The following is a 17,042-nucleotide window of genomic DNA, read 5'->3' on the forward strand; positions in this document are numbered from 1 at the left end:
TTCAAGCCAAAGCGATATTTCATGTCCATGCGCTCCAATCTTGCCGCCCTCCTGTCGGTTGCCTTGTTGTGGAGCGGATCCGCATACGCGCAGGGCACCAAATCCAAGGCTGCCCCGCCCCAGGCAGCGCAGCCCGCCGCGCAGCCGCAGACCGATGTTGCGCCGGCGCCGCAAGCAGGCTGGGCCGCGCGCTGCACCAGCGCGAGCCGCGAGGCCCCGCTGGAATGCGCGATCGAGCAGAACGCGGTGCTGACCAAGACCGGACAGCTCATCGTGCTGATCAACATCCGCGTGCCTGCCGACACCCACGTGCCCACGGCTCTGATCCAGCTGCCGCTCGGCCTCAATATCCCCGTCGGGGCCAAGCTCCAGGTCGACGAGGGCAAGACGGTCGATCTGCCGATCCAGACCTGCGAGAATCGCGGCTGCTACGTCTCGACGCCGATCTCCGCAGACCTGCTCGCGGCGCTGAAATCCGGCAAGCAGCTGAAGGTCTCCTTCCAGAACATGTCCAAGGAGACCATCAACATTCCGATGCCACTGAATGATTTCGCCGCCGCCTACGACAAGATCAAGTAACGGGCTGTCCTCTCACCCTCCGCCAAGATAAGCCTTCTGCACCTGCGGATCGTTCGCCAGCGCAGTCGCGGTGCCGGCCAAGACGCTCCTGCCCACCTGCAACACCGTCGCGAAATCGGAGACTTCGAGGGCGAGCTCGATCGACTGCTCGGCGAGCAGGATCGTCAGGCCCTCGCGATGCAGGCGGCCGAAGGTTTCGTACATGGACTCCACGACCGCTGGCGCCAACCCGAGCGACGGCTCGTCCAGCATCAACAGTTTTGGGTCGCTCATCAGCGCGCGGCCGACCGCGAGCATCTGCCGCTCGCCGCCGGACATGGTCCCGGCGCGCTGGTTGCGGCGCTCCCTCAGCCGCGGAAAAATCTCGTAGACGCGCTCGAGCAACGCCGCCTTGCGTGACTTATCGTGCAAGGGCGTCGCGCCAAGCAGGAGATTGTTCTCGACGCTCTGCTGCACGAACAACCGCCAGCCCTCCGGCGACAGTGCAAGCCCCTTGCGCACGATCGCAAAGGCACTTTGCCCGGCGATCGCCTCGCCGCGAAAGCTGATCGTGCCGGCGTGTACCGGGATCAGGCCTGCGATCGCGTTCAGCGTCGTGGTCTTGCCACCGCCGTTGGAGCCGAGCAGCGCGACGATGCTGCCCTCGGGCACCTCCAGCGACACGTCGGACACGCCGATCAGGTCGCCATAGCGCACCTCGAGGTGCTCGATCCGAAGCAAAAGCCCGCTCATGTGGGGCCGCCCATCAATTCAATCGGCGTGTGGCCGGCGGCCGCTTTGGCGGCGCGCGTGCCGAGATAGGCCGCGATCACCGCCGGGTTCGCCGTTACGTCACGCGGGCTGCCGTGGGCAATCTCCTTGCCCTGGTGAAACACCATCACGCGGCTCGCCAGCGACATGATCACTTCCATGATGTGTTCGACGATGACGAGCGTGATGCCGGCGCGATGGATGTCGCGCACGAGGTCGATCGCGAGCTTGACCTCGTGCCCATTGAGGCCCGCCATGGCTTCATCGAGCAGCAGCACCTTCGGCTCGGTCGCAAGAGCGCGGGCAATCTCCAGGCGCTTGCGGCCTGGCGTGCCGAGCGAGCGCGCCGGCGCATCCGCCAGCCTGATCATCCCGACCCGCTCCAGCACCGCGCGTGCCTTGGCCTCGGCTTCGGCACGATGCGTGGCGCGCAGAAAGGCACCGATCATGACGTTCTCGAGCACTGTCATGCCCTCGAACGTCTGCGGCACCTGGAAGGTCCGCGCGAGCCCGAGCTGCGCGCGCCGCTCCGGCGCGAGATCGGTGATGTCGCGGCCTTCGAACAGGACGCAGCCCGAGGTCGTCCTGAGATCGCCGGTGAGGCAGTTGAAAAAGGTCGACTTGCCGGCGCCGTTCGGCCCGATCAGGCCCAGGATATCGCCCTGCTCCAACGTCACGGAGGCATCATCGACCGCCTTGAAGTTGCCGAAGGCCTTTGTGATGCCGCGCGCTTCAAGGAGCATGAGGCGCTCCCGCTGCGTTTCCCGGCTTGGTTCGTCGATTGAAGAGGCTCAAAATGCCGCCGGGCTGGAAGCGCGCGATCAGCACGATGATCGCGCCGTAGACCACGAAGGTGAGGCCTGCGCCCTTGCCGCCAAGCACGCTGTTGGAGATTTCCTCCAGCGGCACAAGGATTGCGGCGCCGACCAGCGGACCGAACAGAAGCCCTGCCCCGCCGAGCGCGGCCATGATCAGGATCTTCACCGAGATCAGGATGCCGAGGCCGGACTCAGGGTCGACGAAACCAAACATCATCGCATAGAGCGCGCCGGCGACACTCGTCAGCGCGGCGCTCAGCATGAACGCGTAAAGTTTCGTGCGGCTCGCGGGCGCACCGAGCGAGCGCGCGGCTCGCTCGGAATCCTTGATCGCGCGCAGATAGAATCCCGTCCGGCTGTTCGTCATCCGCCAGGTGATGAAGAGCGTGATCACAAGGACCAGCAGGAACAGATAGTAGTATGGCAGCGACGAGATAAACGAGAGATCGAAGATGTTGCGAGCGACCGTCGGGCCGCTCAATCCCACCGCCGCGCCAAGATAGTCCGTGTTGGTGACGATCAGCCGCATCGTCTCGGCAACCGCAATCGTCGCCATGCTGAAATAGTGGCCGGACAGGCGCAGCGTCGGCACACCGATGACGGCCGCCAGCGCTACCGCAATCACGATGCCACCGGGGATGCCGAACAACGGCGACAGCTCGAACTTGGCGTAGGCCCCCATCGCCGCATAGGCGCCGCAGCCGAAGAACACGACATGGCCGACGGAGACCTGCCCGGCATAACCGCCCACGATGTTCCAGGCCGAGGCCGCGATCGCATAGAGCAGCACCAGCGCGCCGAGGCGCTGCTGGAACGGCGAGGACAGCAGCAAAGGATAGGCAATCGCGACCGCTGACAGCACCGACAGCCAGAGCAAGCGCGGCATCACATCTTCCCCATCAGGCCTTGCGGCCGGAGCCACAGGAAGAACAGGAACAGGATGTAGACGACGATATCCTTGTAGACCGCGCCGATCAGGAATCCCGACAGCGACTCGATGACGCCGATCAGAAGGCCTGCGACCAGCGCGCCCGGCACACTGCCGAAGCCACCGAGGGAGACCGTGACGAAGGCGACGATGCCGAGCGTTTCGCCTACTGTCGGCACGATGTAGAAGAAGTTCGCGATCAGCGCGCCGGCAAGTCCTGTCGCGCCCGCAGCAATTGCCCAGGCGATCGCCTGCATGGTGTCGGGCCGGATACCCATGAGCTGGGCCGCGGTTGCATCCTCCGCCACCGCCAGCATTTTCGAGCCGAGCGAGGTGCGCGTGAGCAACAGGTGCAGGCCGAGCGTCACGAGCAGTGCGACGACGCCGGCGAGCAGTCGCGAGGCCTCGAGGCGCAGCCCCGCCACCGCATAGGTGCCGCCGACGATATTCTGCGGCAACGACTTGAAGTCGGCACCGAACCACCAGAACACGGAATAGCGCAGAAGCAATGCGAGACCGAAGGTGCCGAGGATCTGCGCCAGCATCGGCCCCTTCATGATGTCGCGGATCAGGCCGAAATAGACGACGACACCCAGCGTCGCCAGCACCAGCACCGCCAGCGGCGCGCCCAGAAGCGGCCCGGCGCCCATCAGGGTGTAGACGACATAGGCGACGTACATGCCGAGCATGACGAAATCGCCGTGCGCGAAATTGACGATGTTCATCATGCCCCACACCAGGGTGAGGCCGGAGGAAAACAGGGCGTAGACGGCACCGAGCAGGAGCCCGCCGACGATCACCTGCACGAGGACAAAGGACATGAGCCGCGCTGCTCTATCAAGCCAACGAAAAAGGCGAGACCGCCGGTCCCGCCTCCGAAATCGTCACCAGCCCTTGTAGGGCATCGCCGGCGCCTTCTCGGCATTGCCCTTCGGCCACACCGAGACGTAATTCTCGCCGTCTTGAAGCTGGATGATGTAGGCCGACGCCAGCACGTTCTGCCCCTTCTCGTCGAACTTCACCCCGTTGTAGCCCATGATGAGCTGCTCGGGCTTGAGGTCCGTCGCCTTCAGCGCCGCCTGGATTTTCGCTGGATCCGTCGAGCCCGCGCGGTCGATGGCGTCGACCAGCACGAAGAAGCCCTGCATCTCGCGCCCGACCGTGTCCTCCATCTCCTCGCCGCTCTTCTTCTTGTACATGTCGGCGATGACGGCAGTGGGCGAACCGGCGGGGCCAACCGCCCAGGACGAGCGGTTGAACGCGCCCTGCGAGAGCTTTCCGACCGCCTTGATGAAGGACGGATCGGAATAGCCGGCATCATCAGCCAGCAGCATCGGCGGCTTGTAGTCGAGCGACTGCATGGTTTTCGCAAACAGGATCGCATCCGACGTGTAGGAGATCATCAGCACGACGTCGGGCTTCTTCTCCTTGAGCTGCAGCACCTGCGCCTGCAAGTCGGTGGCGTTGACGGCATAGGCGACGTCGATGACACCGGTGCGCCCCTTCGCCTTGAAGCCGGTGGCGATCGTGTTGGCAACGGAGGTGCCGTATTCGGTGTTGTCATGGACCACTGCGATGGTGTCGGTCTTGGCTCCGGCCGCCTTCATGTCGGTCAAAAATTCGTCGTAGATGCGAACGAAGTCCGGCGCGATCGGCGTGGTGCGGAAAAACCATTTGAAGCCGCGCTCGGTGAGATTGGCGGCGACCGATTCCGGCGTCAGATACGGAATGCCATATTTCTCGGCGATCGCGCTCGATGTCAGCGTGATGCCGGACTGGTAGGCGCCGAGGATCGCGACTACCTTCTCTTCCGTGATCAAGCGCAGTGCCTGGTTTTGCCCGGTGGCCGGGCTGCCCTGGTTGTCGGCGATGACAATCTCGACCTTGGCGCCGCCGAGGCCTGCGAGCCCGGCGTTCTTCGCAAGCGGCAGCTTGTCGAGTTCGGGATGGGCGTTGTTGATGATGTCGGTCGCGACTTCGAGCGCGGCCTTGGCATGCGCACCGATCGACGCCGTGCTGCCGGACATCGGCAAGGTGACTCCGATCTTGACGGCCTTGTCCTCAGCCTGCGCGCCTCCCGCAAGCACGACGGACATCGCGGCCGCGCAAAGCAGCCGGGCAGCGAGCTTCCATGTCATGAACCAGACCTCCCAAAGGGTTTCCCCGACCAGATTCTTAAGGCTTGGAAGGCTTCGGCGAGCAGCCTGCTTCCATTTGATTTTCCTGGCGCGCGGAGGATGGCATGGCAGTCTGGAACCAGCAAGGTGAAACGCGATTGCACAATGCCGCATTGGCAAATGCAGATCATGCCCGCCCCCATCGCGAAGACGCCTTCGCGCTTGCGGTGCGTTTCGTTCGATCTTTGCCGGCGGTCAGGCCGGCACCGCTCGATGCACCTCGATGAACGTTTCGAAGCCGCCGAAGATCAGGCGCTTGCCGTCGAAGGGCATGTCGGCGTTCTTCAGCCGGGGATCCTCCATCACCTTCTTGTTGATGGCATCACGGCTCTCCCGGTCGCGGTAGACGATCCACGACAACACGACGATCTCGTCCTCCTTCGCCATCACCGCGCGCGGAAACGAGGTAACCTCGCCATAGGGAACATCGTCGCCGATGCATTCGACATAATCGAGCGCGCCATGCTCCATCCAGACCTCGCACGCCGTTCGCGCCAGCGCCTTGTAGGCGTCGATCTTGTCCTTCGGCACGGCGAGCACGAAACCATCGACATAGGCCATCCCAAATCTCCTTCTGCGAGTTGCCTCACCCGAGGACGATCGAGGAGGCGACGTCCCGACCCGGCTCTCAGGGTTTGAAGATGGGGCAAACCGTCGCGCGCGCCGCCACCTTGCCTGCCCGCGCCGGCCGCGGCTTTGGTTACCTGGGTTCGCGCCCTTGGAGCGGCACGAAAATCCCCTCCACAGCAGCGCTTGCAAGGCTGGAGGCGAGCGGGTAGAACCCCACCACGCCTGAGCCGTGATTTGCGCCGCGCGCGCCTTCGGCCGTCGCCCGACAGTTCAATAAACCATTGAATTCGTTAGGCAATTCCGTTGGGGAATGGTGTAACGGTAGCACAACAGACTCTGACTCTGTTTGTCTTGGTTCGAATCCAGGTTCCCCAGCCAGCGAAATTCTTCAATTTAGTCAGAGATGCTGCCGAGAATGGCTCGCGCCTCACCCGGCGCGCTGCTGCGGCAATTGCTTTAGAGTTGCGATGTCGCTGGGGGTGATCAATGTTTTTTCGGCGCTATGTTCGCGGCACGTTCGCCGCAGCAGTCTTTCTGGCCTCTTCCGCCATGTCGCTTGCGGGATTCAATCCCGCATCCGTCTATCAGGAGGCTCCGGAAGTCGCCGTGCGCTATCCCGATGCGGAGGTGCACTACACCACGCCGGCCTTTGCGCCCGGAAAGCAGGACTTCACCTCGCATAACGAGTTGATGGCCTTCCTGGAGACGCTCGCGGCCGAGTCGCCGAACATGCGGATGAAGATTGACGCCCGCTCCCAGCAAGGACGCGTGCTACCCGTCCTGTTCTTCTCCCGCGATCAGAACGCGCTAGGCAATGGAGCGAAGCCGGTGGTTCTCATCATTGGCCAACAGCACGGCAACGAACCTGCCGGCGGTGAAGCGGCCCTGGTTCTGGCGCAGCGCCTCGGCACCGGCGATCTTGCCGATCTCCTCTCCGCGATCGACGTCATCATTGTCCCGCGCGCCAATCCGGATGGTGCTGAAGCATTTGTCCGCGGACTGGCGAACGGCATGGACGCCAACCGGGATCATACGCTGCTGCGAACACCGGAAATCCAGACGATCGGCGCTCTGTTCAACCAATTCCATCCGCAACTCGTGCTGGATTGCCATGAATTCACCGTGGGCGGCCGCTGGATCGAGAAAGTCGGCGGCGTCCAACGCATCGACGCGATGATCCAATACGCCACGGTCCCCAATCTTCCGCCGAGCCTGGAGAAGGCCGAATCCCAGCTTTTCCTTCCGGCGATCTTGCAGGCCTTCGATACGCATGGCCTGACGCATGACTGGTATCACACGACCGACGGCAGTCGTCGCGACTCGCCCATCGCGATGGGCGGAATCGGACCGGATACCGGGCGCAACGTCGCCGGCTTGCGCAATGCCGTCAGTTTCCTGCTGGAAACCCGCGGCGTGGGGCTTGGGCGCGCGCATCTGGCGCGGAGGGTCGAGACGCATGTCGTTGCGGCCGAAGCCATCCTGCAACTGGCGGCCAAGGATCCCGGCGCATTCATGCAGTTGTCGAAGCAGGCTTCAATCGAGGCCACGACGTCCGACAAGCCCGTCGTCATCGTCGCGCATGGACATCACGAATCGCGAGAGATGGTGTTCGTCGATCCCAAGACCGGTGCGGATAAACCCGTCACGGTAACGTGGGTCTCCGCGCTGAAGATCGACCCGGCGCTGACTCGTCCCCGACCAGCCGGCTATCTCGTCAGCCGTGATAACACCCAGGCCATCGATGCTATCAAGCGGGCTGGCCTGACCTTTCAGATCGTTGCGAATGCTGCGGTGGTTCCAGGCGAGCACTATCGGGTGACCGACGTTACTTCGGGAGCGAAGGAAGATGTGCGCGGCGACGACACAGGTGCCGGAGCGATCATCAAGGGGACTTTTGCGCTGGAGAAAGCCGACATCGTTTTGAGGCCAGACGATGTCTTCATTCCATTCAATCAGCCTTTATCGGGCCTTGCCGTCGCACTGCTGGAGCCTGAAAGCGACGCCGGTCTGGTCGCCAACAAGTTTGTTCCAGCCACCAACGGACAAGTCTTGTCGATTTCGCGTCTCGATCGCGCGCCGTAACGCCTTCAGTCCTTCGTTGCGCGGCGAGACGGGACAAGTGAAGACCAAGCTCCTAGCCCCATTAGGAGGAGTTCGTTCACTGGCGCGGTGAGACGCCCTGACGGCACAACCTTTAATAGCGTGATTAACGGTCGACCAAGGCCCGCGCCACTCGCCGCGTCTCGGCGGTTCCGACGAAACCCTTTCCTGAACCGGCGAAACACGCCTGAAACAGTCCGCCCCCTATGCTGGCCGTCAAAATCATACAGGGACGGCCACCATGCAATTCTTCCTCGAGCTGATCTGGGACTATTCCTGCGGCCAATACCTCGTTGCCCTGCCTGAGCGGGAGGATGAGCTATGATCGAGCTGATCTCCGCTTTCCTCGCCCTTTGCAGCATCGGCGTTTTTGCAGCGCACGCGCTCGACGCCTACCGTACCTCGCACTATTGAGACGGGACGCTAACGCGCCCCCTCCCCATCGATCTGCCGCCCCATCAGCGCGATCGCCTTCTGGTAGACGCCGGCGGCGTTCCAGGCTTCGATCGCCGCAAAGTTCGGCTCGCCCGGCTGGTAGCCGGCGCCCGCCCGCCAGCCATGCGCTTTCAGGAAATTCGCCGTCGAGCTCAACGCATTAGAAGCGTTGTCGAGATTGCCGGTACCATAGGCCAGGATGTTCTTGGGCATGAACTGGGTCTGGCCGACCTCGCCATGCATGGACCCGCGCTGGCCGGGCGACATTGAGCCACGATCAATCAGCTTCAGGGCCGCATAGAGCTGGTCGGTGAAGAACTCTGGCCGGCGGCAGTCATAGGCGAGCGTCGCGATCGACGACAGCATGTTCTGATTGCCGCGCTGGCTGCCGAAGCCCGTCTCCATCCCCCAGATCGCGATCAGCGGCCCCGGCGGCACGCCGTAACGCTGCTGGATCGAGGCGAACAAAGCAGCCTGCGACTGCTTCAGCGAGCGTCCCCGCGCCACGATGGTCGCGGCGCCGCGCTTGGCCAGGAATTGGTCGAGGGAGAGCGAAAAACTGTGCTGGCTGCGATCGGCCGCAATGGTCGCGCTGGCGTAATTGGCCTGCATCAACGCGCCGACGCCGGTCGCGCCGATGCCCTTGCCACGGGCCTCCTCGCCGAACTCGCGCTTCCAGCCTTCGAAGCCGCCGGGCCCGCTGCCACACTGCGCGGCGCTGGCCGTCCCGAGATGTGCGAACAGTGCGATCGCACCGAGCGCGGCCGTTGCAATGATGCTGCCCCTGTTCATTTTCATTCCTCTGTTCGGGGCATGCGCCCTGCTCGCAACCAACCGACGGCCGGCATTCGCCTGCCTTCACGGCATGATCCTACGCCAGCTCGGATCGCTCAAGCCCCGCCGCGCCCAAACAACGCGTGGCCCGGCGCTTGACAATCGCGATGTCATCCGCCGAGCAGAAAATCCACCATGATGCCCTGGTGCTGCTGGTACATGTCGGTGCCGGTCGCCGTGACGCAGCCGATCGTTCGCGCGGCTGCGATGAAGGGCGAGACCTCCGGCTTGGTGATGACACAGCCGCAATAGGTCGACGACACCAGTTTTGCGACGTCGACCGGCAGCGGGTCGCCTTCCTGCATGCCGGCGGGCGTGGCGTTGGCCACGAAGTCGAAACCTGTGGGGTCGACTGAGCCGGCCAGCGCGCGGCCCTTGCCGAGCCTGTTGAGCTGCTCAATCAGCACGTCGCGCCGCTCAGGTGACGCGTCATGAACGGCGATCTCGCGGACGCCAGCCTCGACCAGCGCGAGCGCAATCGCCGAGCCCGCGCCGCCAGCACCGACCAGCAGCGCGCGCATCCCCTCAGGGTCGATCCCCTTGGCGCGCGCCGCACCGACGAAGCCGAGCCCGTCCACCATGTCGCCATGCCAAGCGCCATCCGCACGGCGGCGCATCAGGTTCACGGTGCGCAGGAAGTGCGCGCGGTCGGTGGCGCTGGCGCAGGCCTGGTAGCAGGCGAACTTGTGCGGAATGGTTGCAACGATGCCGTCGAGATTCTTCAGCCGCGTCGCCACCGCGAGGAAATCGAGCAGATCGGCTGGCGCGACCTGGACGGGGACGAGGATGCCATCATGACCACGTGCAGCAAAGGCGGCCGTGAGCCCTGCTGGCGAGCGCACCTGGGCGATTGGGTCGCCGACGATGACATGAAGCCGCGTCGCGCCGCTGAGCGTCAAAGGCACGCCACTCAAGCCGGCACCACAGAGCCGCCGGTCTCGGCAGCGGTCCCATAGGTCAATTCCAGTCCCTCCAGATTGCCCTCCTTGCGCCACCTGGCGAGTAGCCGCAGGAAGGCCACCGGACCGCGCCAATACTGGCTGTTGCGCGCGGCGATCGGATCGAACACACCTTCGTTGTTGTAATAGCCCGGCGTGCATTCAGCGAGATAGGTCTGCCGACCGATCGCGGCCTTGACGACCTCCTCGACCCAGGCGTTTTCGGCTGCGAGCGTCGGCTCCAGCGTTCTCGCGCCGCGCTTTCGCGCCTCGTTGATCACATAGGCGATGTGGCGCGACTGCTCGTCGATGATATGCGGAAAGTTGGCGCTCTGGCCGGCCTGCACCGTCATGATCACGAAGCAGTTGGGAAAGCCGCGGCTGTAGAAGCCGTGCATCGTCTTCACGCCCTCGCGCCAACGCTCGGTCAGGCTGAGGCCACCTCGGCCATAGAGCTCAAACCCCATGCGGCGGGCATAATCGGTGCCGACTTCAAAACCGCTGGCATAGATCAGGCAATCCAACTCAAAAGCCTTGCCATCGACGATGACGGCGCCTTCGGTGATGCGCTCGACGCCGTGGCCTCTGGTATCGACCAGATGCACGTTGGGGCGATTGAAGGTGTCGAGATATTCGTCGTGGAAGCACGGTCGCTTGCAAAACGCCTTGTACCAGGGCTTTAGTGCTTCGGCCGCCGCGGGGTCCTTCACCAACGCATCGACGCGGGCGCGGATCTCCTCCATCTTCCGGAAGTCAGCCTGCTCGATCACCTTGAGCGCCTGTTCGAGGGATGTGACCGGCTCCGGCTGACGGCGCGGCGCGAGCAGGATTTCGCCGAGCAGGCCCGTCCAGCCGTCCTGCACCAGATCCTCCTCGAACGGCTCGCCTGATATCACCGCCGTAAAATTGTCCATGCGGTCGCGCTGCCAGCCGGGTTTCAGGCTCTTCGCCCAAATATCATCCGTCGGCCGGTCGTCGCGCACGCCAATCGCGGACGGCGTGCGCTGGAAGACATAAAGCTCCTTTGCCGCGCGGCCGAGATGCGGCACGCATTGCACGGCAGTCGCGCCGGTACCGATGATGCCGACGCGCTTGTCGGCCAGTCTCGTGAGCCCGCCGTCCGCGGTGCCGCCCGTGTAGGCGTAGTCCCAGCGGCTGGTATGAAAGCTGTGACCTTTGAACGTTTCGATGCCGGGAATGCCCGGCAGCTTTGGCCGGCTCAGCGGACCGCCGGCGAGGATGACGAAACGCGCACGGATCTCGTCGCCGCGATCGGTCTCGACCAGCCAGCGCGCCTCCTCTTCCCGCCATTCCATCCGTGAGATGACGGTTTGAAACAGTGCACGCTCGTAGAGGCCAAAATGACGGCCGATCCGGCGCGAGTGTTCGTAAATCTCGGGCGCGCGCGCATATTTGCGCACGGGCATGTAGCCGGTCTCTTCCAGCAGCGGCAGATAGATGTAGCTTTCGGTATCGCAGGCAGCCCCCGGATAGCGATTCCAGTACCAGGTGCCACCGAAATCCGCGGCCTTTTCCACGATGCGGAAATCGTCGATGCCGGCCTCACGTAGGCGCGCGCCGCACAACAGGCCACCGAAGCCGCCACCGACGACGACAACCTCCGTCTCCTCGCTGATCGCCTGTCGCGTGAAGCCGGGGTCGGCCCAGGGGTCGTCGAGATAGTGGCCGAATTCGCCGATCACCTCGACATATTGCGCCTTGCCCTCAGCGCGCAAACGCCGGTCGCGTTCGTCCCGATAGCGCGCCCGGAGCGTCGCGATGTCGATGTCGGATGCGCCGGCTGTACCGGTCCGGTGATTGTCCGATGACATCGATGCTTCCTCCGGGGCGGACGTTGCTCTTCCGACAACTGATGCCAGTTAGCCCACAAAGGGCGGGATGTGCAACGCGGGCGCGGTTTTTGCGCAGCGAAAGGATCATCGATCCCATTCGAGGACGTCGTGCTGTCGTATTCCGACATGCAGCAGCCATCGTCGCGACGCGTACCGGTCCCGGAAAGCAATCATCGATTGACAAAATGTCGCGGGATGGAAAACATGATGGCCGCTGGCGGGACCATTCAGGCATCGAAGCCTTGACGGGAGATCATTTCAATGACGAAGGACACCCTGACATCGGCAAGCCGCCGGCAAAGCCTGATCGCGATGCTCTCCATTCCGGTGATCGCGCTGGCGGCATCATCATTCACGATCGATACGGCGGCACATGCCGCAGAGTCGGGCAATCTGCCGCGCGTTCTCGTGCTGGCGACCGGCGGGACGATCGCCGGCCAAGCCGATCCACGGGCAGCCGGCGCCTACAAATCCGGTCAGATCACCGGTGAGCAACTGGTCGCCTCGGTCCCGGGCCTCGACAAGCTCGCGAGCGTGAATGCCGAACAGATTTCGTCGATCGGCTCGCAGGATATGAACGACAAGGTCTGGTTTGCGCTGGCCCGTCGCATCGAGCAGGCGTTCGACAAGAACGAGGCCGATGCGGTCGTCATCACGCACGGCACGGATACGCTGGAGGAGACCGCGTTCTTCCTCGACAACGTGGTCAAGAGCGACAAGCCGGTCGTCATCGTGGGCTCGATGCGTCCGGCCACGGCGGTCAGCGCGGATGGCCCCGGCAATCTCTATGAAGCCTTCCAGGTCGCCGCCGATCCGCGCTCGCGCGGGCGCGGCGTCATGGCCGTGTTGAACGACAAGATCCAGAGCGCCCGGTCGGTGACCAAGACCAACACCACCAGCGTCGAGACGTTCATGTCACCCAACGACGGGCCGATCGGCTATGTCGACACCGCCGGCGGCGTTCGCTTCATGGCGCAGGCGCCGAGTGCGAACCGTAAGGCCTATACGCTGCCGGCAAGCGATCCACTACCCCGCGTCGAGATCGTCTACTCCCATGCCAATATGGATGCCGTTCCGATCGAGGATGCGATTTCGCACGGCGCAAAGGGCATCGTGCTCGCTGGCGTCGGCGACGGCAACACGTCGAAGCCCGCGCTCGACGCGCTCGAGGCGGCTGCGAAGAAGGGCATCATCATCGTCCGCGCCACGCGCGTCCGCTCGGGCTTCGTCACACGCAATGTCGAGGTGGATGACGACAAGAACGGCTTCGTCGTCTCCGAGGACCTGAACCCGCAGAAGGCGCGCGTCCTCACCCAACTCCTCATCGCGAGCGGCGTCACCGCTCCGGCCGAGCTCCAGAAGGCCTTCACCGCGACCTGGTAGCTAGTTCAGCACCTCGACGGTCGCCGAGCGACCGGCGACCAGCGCGACGTTGTCGGGGATCTGGTCGAGCGCGATCCGCACGGGAACGCGCTGCGCCAGACGCACCCAGCTGAACGTCGGGTTGACGTTGGCGAGCAAATTCGCACCCGCCGCGCGGTCGCGATCCTCGATGCCGGCCGCGATGCTTTCGACATGGCCGGTGAGCCTGGCAGGCTCACCCATCAGGCGGACCTGCACCTTGTCGCCAATGCGGATGCGCGCGAGCTTGGTCTCCTCGAAATAGCCTTCGACATGCAGCGTGTCGGTGTCGACGAGCGCCATCACGCCCTTCCCGGCCGTCACATACGCGCCCGGCCGCAGGTCCATGTTGGTGATGACACCGTTCACCGAGGCCCGCACGTCGCTGCGATCGAGATTGAGCTGGGCCACTGCCCGGTCGGCGACCACCTGATCGTAGGCCGCCTTGGCCTGCAACTGCGTGGCAAGCACCTGCTCCTGCTTCTGCTGCGAGACCGCGTCGGTGGTCAGCGCGCTATAGCGCTTGAGGTCGGCATTGGCCTGGTCGAGTGTCGCGCGATGGCCGGCGAGCGCAGCGTCCGCCTGCTGCAGCGCCAGCGCAAAGCGCTCGCGGTCGATGCGGAACAGGACGTCCCCGCGATGGACCTTCTGGTTGTCCTTGACCAGAACCTCCGTCACGAAACCTGACACGTCGGGCGCAACCTGGACCACGTCGGCGCGGACGCGCCCGTCGCGCGTCCAGGGCGACTCCATGTAGTAGGCCCAAAGCCCGCGGCCGACGGCGAGCGCCGCGACGACGACCAGCACGGTCAGAGCCACACGACCGAGCCACCCAAAACTCCCTTTCATGGCAGAAACTCCGAAAGATAGACGACGCCGCCGAGAATGCAGACGAACAGCGCGAAATTGAACAGCGCGCGATGCCAGACCAGCCGGTAGAGGCCGAAGCGCTGCATCAGCCGGCGCAAGAGAGCGCTGAGCGCAAAGGCCACGATCAGCCACAAGAGCAGCGCCGGAACGAGCACGCCGTAAATGTCGATCTCGTACCTCATGCCGCAAAGCTCTCCCCTCGTTGCGGACGATAGGCTGGCGCCAGCGGAAACAGCCCGCGCCGGATGCCGACGAGCCCGAGCAGCGCGTCCTCCCGCGCCTGCGGGTTGGGATCCTCGACGGCCGCGGCGAGCGCAGCGTCGATGCGCGTCAGCAGCTCAGTCGGCATGCCGCCGCCGGTATAGCTGCGGAATGCGACGGCGAGCTGGTCCAGCATGTCGTCGAGAACGAAGAGCGTGGACGCGGCTAGGCCATAGCGAGCCCGCCTAAGGTGGATGATGTTGAGCCCGATGCGAAGCTGGGCCAGGCTCTCGGTGTCGCGACGGTCGGCCTCCGAGACGAAGGCGATACGCTGCACGAGCAATCCCATCCGGTGCAGCATGAGACCTGCGAATTCCGCGCGATCATGCTTGCCGCGGCGCTCGGCAGCAACCGCGAGCGTCTTCCAACTCGACAGCACGAGGCGCTTGGCGATCCACTCGGCCCCCACCCCGCGCGCGATCCTGGTCACGACCTCCGCGGCGACGATGCCGAGAAAGAAGGCAATGGTGGAATTGGCGAAGGCGCCAAACTCCGCGCTGTAAGTGGATTGCAACGCGAGCAGCGTCGCGGTGTTGACCGCGAGCGCCGCACCGCTGCTTGCGGTCGCCGGCCGCGCGATCAGGAGGCCGTAGAGCAGGAAGGTCGGCGCGAGCGCGGCGATGAGGACCTCGATATGCGAGATCGCCGGCACCAGCGCGAACAGATAGATCGCGACCACGACGATCGCGACCAGCGACCACAGGCCAAAGCTGCGGATGAAGCGCGCGGGATCGTCCTGGGCGGCGAAGAAGCAACAGGCAACTGCCGCCATCATCGGCGCCGAGGCGCCATCCGGCCAGCCGGTCCCGATCCAGAAGGCGCAGCAGATCAGGATAGCGATAACGGCACCGGCCGCCGACCAGAGCGCGAGACCGCGGTCGCGATGACGCACGGCCGCAACGCCAGCCTCGGGATGGTAGGCCAGATCGACCGTGGAAATCCGGCGGCCGGCGGCGATCGCCTCGCTCAGCACGCGGCAGTCACAAGAGAGATCGACGAGCTCGCGCAACCGCGACAGGAGACTGGTCGTGATGATCCGCTCCCAGGAGGCGTTGCCGTCGAGCGCCGCCTGCCGCGCCTCGATCGTGGCGCGGATCGGGCCGACCGGCAGCCGCGCGTCCTCCGCGACCCATATGCCGATATCCTCAAGCAGGCGTTTCAGCTCGGGCTGTGCCTGAAGGCCCCGTTCGCCAAGCGCGGCCAGCCGATCCTCGATCGAGGCGATCACCGGCAAGAGCATCAGCATCCGCACGCGGATCTCACGAAGGCCGGTCACGGCTTCGGCGTCCGCCACGCGGTCATAGCTGAGATGGACCGCAAGCGTGCCGATCTCGACGATGTCGGTGGCAAGGCGCAGCCGGAGCGCGCGGCGTGCTTCGTCGGTGCCGCGACCGAGCAATGTGTCGTTGCTGAGGCGGCGCGCGTCGCTGAGCCAGTTGTCGACCCGCGCCGCGACGGCCGGGGCGACGCTGCGGGGAAACACGATGGTCGAGACCAGGCTTGCACAGATGATGCCGAGCGAGATCTCCTCCACGCGCGCAATCGCGACGTCAAAGATGTTTCCGGGGTCGGAAACAGAGGGAAAGCCGATCAGCGCAACCGTGTAGCCGGCCAGCATGAAGAGATAGCTTCGCGGCGTGCCATCGAGCAGCGAGACATAAAGACAAAGGCCGACCCAAAGCGCAATTGCGAGGCATAGCAGTTCCGGCGCGTCGACGAGATTGGGCACCATGGCCACCGTCGCGGTGGCTCCGATGAGTGTCCCCATCACGCGAAAGAATGCCTTCGAACTGGTCGCGCCGGCGAGCGGCTGCGAGGTGATGTAGACGGTCGCCATCGCCCAATAGGGCCGCGGCAGGTCGATCCATAGCGCGATGACGAGCGCCAGCATCGACGCGGCAAACGTCTTCAAGGCAAAGATGAGGCCCGCGTGGCGGACCAGGAACGGCTCATCAGCGCGCATGACTATTTCGCCTCTGAACCAGTCTTCGCGTCATGCAGGCGGCTGGCGCGCTGCTCGATGCGCTGGAGCGCCGCGAAGGTTATCGCAAGTTCCTCGGCTCCGATATCCTTGAGCAGGCTCGCCCGTACCCGCCGCATCACACGGTTGATCTCCTCGACCTTGGCGTCGCCCGTTGCTGTGAGATGTAGCGTTTTGGCACGTCGGTCGGTCGGGTCTTCGCGGCGTTCTACGAAACCCTCGGCCTGCAGAAGATCGATCAGCCGCACCAGCGAAGGGCCCTCGATCCCCAATTCGTCGGCGAGCACGCCCTGGCGCACCGAAGTTCCCTGCCGCGACAGCAGCAGGAGCGGAATCGCGGTCGCATAGGACAGCCCATGATCGGACAGCGCCTGGTCCGATTCGCGGCGCCAGATGCGGCCAAGGCGCGCGATCAGCCGGCCGATCTCGGCGTGGATATGGGACTGCGAGGGGGCCATGCAAATTAGATAGGACACAAACTATTAGGAGGCAACTATATAGACCGGGATATTGCGACCAATCACAGGAAAGCGAACGAGACCGACCA

At 64.3% G+C, this 17,042-nt stretch carries 15 protein-coding genes, 1 tRNA gene and 1 pseudogene; 4 read left to right on the top strand and 13 right to left on the bottom strand.

Annotated features, from left to right (window positions below):
- The first annotated feature begins 21 nt into the window (after positions 1-21).
- On the top strand, positions 22-579 hold the full coding sequence (locus SO156_RS07215; protein WP_498534327.1) for an invasion associated locus B family protein: 558 nt from the start codon (positions 22-24) through the stop codon (positions 577-579).
- 12 nt (positions 580-591) lie between these two features.
- Here SO156_RS07215 and SO156_RS07220 read toward each other — a convergent pair whose 3' ends face one another.
- The 6 genes from SO156_RS07220 to SO156_RS07245 all read right to left on the bottom strand — a co-directional run bounded on the left by SO156_RS07220 (position 592) and on the right by SO156_RS07245 (position 5,813).
- Positions 592-1,311 carry an ABC transporter ATP-binding protein gene (locus tag SO156_RS07220; protein WP_498534328.1) on the bottom strand — a complete coding sequence of 240 codons (720 nt, stop codon included), beginning with the start codon at positions 1,309-1,311 and terminating at the stop codon, positions 592-594.
- Entirely contained in the window at positions 1,308-2,072 is a 765-nt protein-coding gene (locus SO156_RS07225) for an ABC transporter ATP-binding protein (protein ID WP_498534329.1), read from the bottom strand. Before SO156_RS07225 ends, SO156_RS07220 begins: the two co-directional genes overlap by 4 nt.
- Complete coding sequence (locus SO156_RS07230) at positions 2,062-3,033, bottom strand: branched-chain amino acid ABC transporter permease (protein ID WP_498534330.1); 972 nt, start codon at positions 3,031-3,033, stop codon at positions 2,062-2,064. Before SO156_RS07230 ends, SO156_RS07225 begins: the two co-directional genes overlap by 11 nt.
- Positions 3,033-3,896: a branched-chain amino acid ABC transporter permease gene (locus SO156_RS07235; protein WP_498534331.1), complete on the bottom strand. Its 864-nt coding sequence runs from the start codon at positions 3,894-3,896 to the stop codon at positions 3,033-3,035. The genes SO156_RS07230 and SO156_RS07235 overlap by 1 nt, the downstream gene beginning before the upstream one ends.
- 63 nt (positions 3,897-3,959) lie before the next feature.
- Positions 3,960-5,213: an ABC transporter substrate-binding protein gene (locus SO156_RS07240; RefSeq protein WP_498534332.1), complete on the bottom strand. Its 1,254-nt coding sequence runs from the start codon at positions 5,211-5,213 to the stop codon at positions 3,960-3,962.
- 234 nt (positions 5,214-5,447) lie between these two features.
- Positions 5,448-5,813, bottom strand: coding sequence for a DUF1428 domain-containing protein (locus SO156_RS07245; RefSeq protein WP_498534333.1), 366 nt, complete (start codon positions 5,811-5,813; stop codon positions 5,448-5,450).
- A gap of 313 nt (positions 5,814-6,126) precedes the next feature.
- Here SO156_RS07245 and SO156_RS07250 point away from each other — a divergent pair.
- Positions 6,127-6,200: transfer RNA gene (locus tag SO156_RS07250), tRNA-Gln, on the top strand.
- Between the two features lie 108 nt (positions 6,201-6,308).
- Entirely contained in the window at positions 6,309-7,904 is a 1,596-nt protein-coding gene (locus SO156_RS07255) for a M14 family metallopeptidase (protein ID WP_498534334.1), read from the top strand.
- Positions 7,905-8,337: 433 nt separating this feature from the next.
- Here SO156_RS07255 and SO156_RS07260 read toward each other — a convergent pair.
- From SO156_RS07260 to SO156_RS07270, 3 genes and pseudogenes are all read right to left on the bottom strand, one after another.
- Positions 8,338-9,149 (bottom strand): annotated as a pseudogene (locus tag SO156_RS07260) (lytic murein transglycosylase); the annotation flags it as partial.
- A gap of 152 nt (positions 9,150-9,301) precedes the next feature.
- Positions 9,302-10,096, bottom strand: coding sequence for a shikimate dehydrogenase family protein (locus SO156_RS07265; RefSeq protein WP_458143414.1), 795 nt, complete (start codon positions 10,094-10,096; stop codon positions 9,302-9,304).
- 5 nt (positions 10,097-10,101) lie between these two features.
- Positions 10,102-11,961, bottom strand: a complete 1,860-nt coding sequence (locus tag SO156_RS07270; RefSeq protein ID WP_498534335.1) for a flavin-containing monooxygenase — start codon at positions 11,959-11,961, stop codon at positions 10,102-10,104.
- A gap of 282 nt (positions 11,962-12,243) precedes the next feature.
- Here SO156_RS07270 and SO156_RS07275 point away from each other — a divergent pair, with 282 nt between their 5' ends.
- A complete protein-coding gene (locus tag SO156_RS07275) occupies positions 12,244-13,365 on the top strand; it encodes an asparaginase (protein WP_498534336.1) in 1,122 nt (373 codons plus the stop codon).
- Here the strand turns inward: SO156_RS07275 and SO156_RS07280 are convergent, their stop codons facing one another.
- Genes SO156_RS07280 through SO156_RS07295 form a run of 4 tightly spaced genes read right to left on the bottom strand, consistent with a single transcriptional unit; the run spans position 13,366 to position 16,953 of the window.
- On the bottom strand, positions 13,366-14,232 hold the full coding sequence (locus SO156_RS07280) for an efflux RND transporter periplasmic adaptor subunit (protein WP_458143410.1): 867 nt from the start codon (positions 14,230-14,232) through the stop codon (positions 13,366-13,368).
- A complete protein-coding gene (locus tag SO156_RS07285) occupies positions 14,229-14,435 on the bottom strand; it encodes a DUF1656 domain-containing protein (protein ID WP_254094511.1) in 207 nt (68 codons plus the stop codon). Before SO156_RS07285 ends, SO156_RS07280 begins: the two co-directional genes overlap by 4 nt.
- The gene (locus tag SO156_RS07290) at positions 14,432-16,477 is read right to left on the bottom strand and encodes an FUSC family protein (RefSeq protein WP_498534337.1); all 2,046 of its coding nucleotides are present in this window, start codon (positions 16,475-16,477) and stop codon (positions 14,432-14,434) included. The genes SO156_RS07285 and SO156_RS07290 overlap by 4 nt, the downstream gene beginning before the upstream one ends.
- 2 nt (positions 16,478-16,479) lie before the next feature.
- Positions 16,480-16,953 (bottom strand): MarR family winged helix-turn-helix transcriptional regulator, encoded by a 474-nt coding sequence (locus SO156_RS07295; RefSeq protein ID WP_458143406.1) that lies wholly within the window; start codon positions 16,951-16,953, stop codon positions 16,480-16,482.
- Positions 16,954-17,042 lie beyond the last annotated feature (89 nt).

This window comes from Bradyrhizobium sp. UFLA05-125, assembly GCF_059803515.1.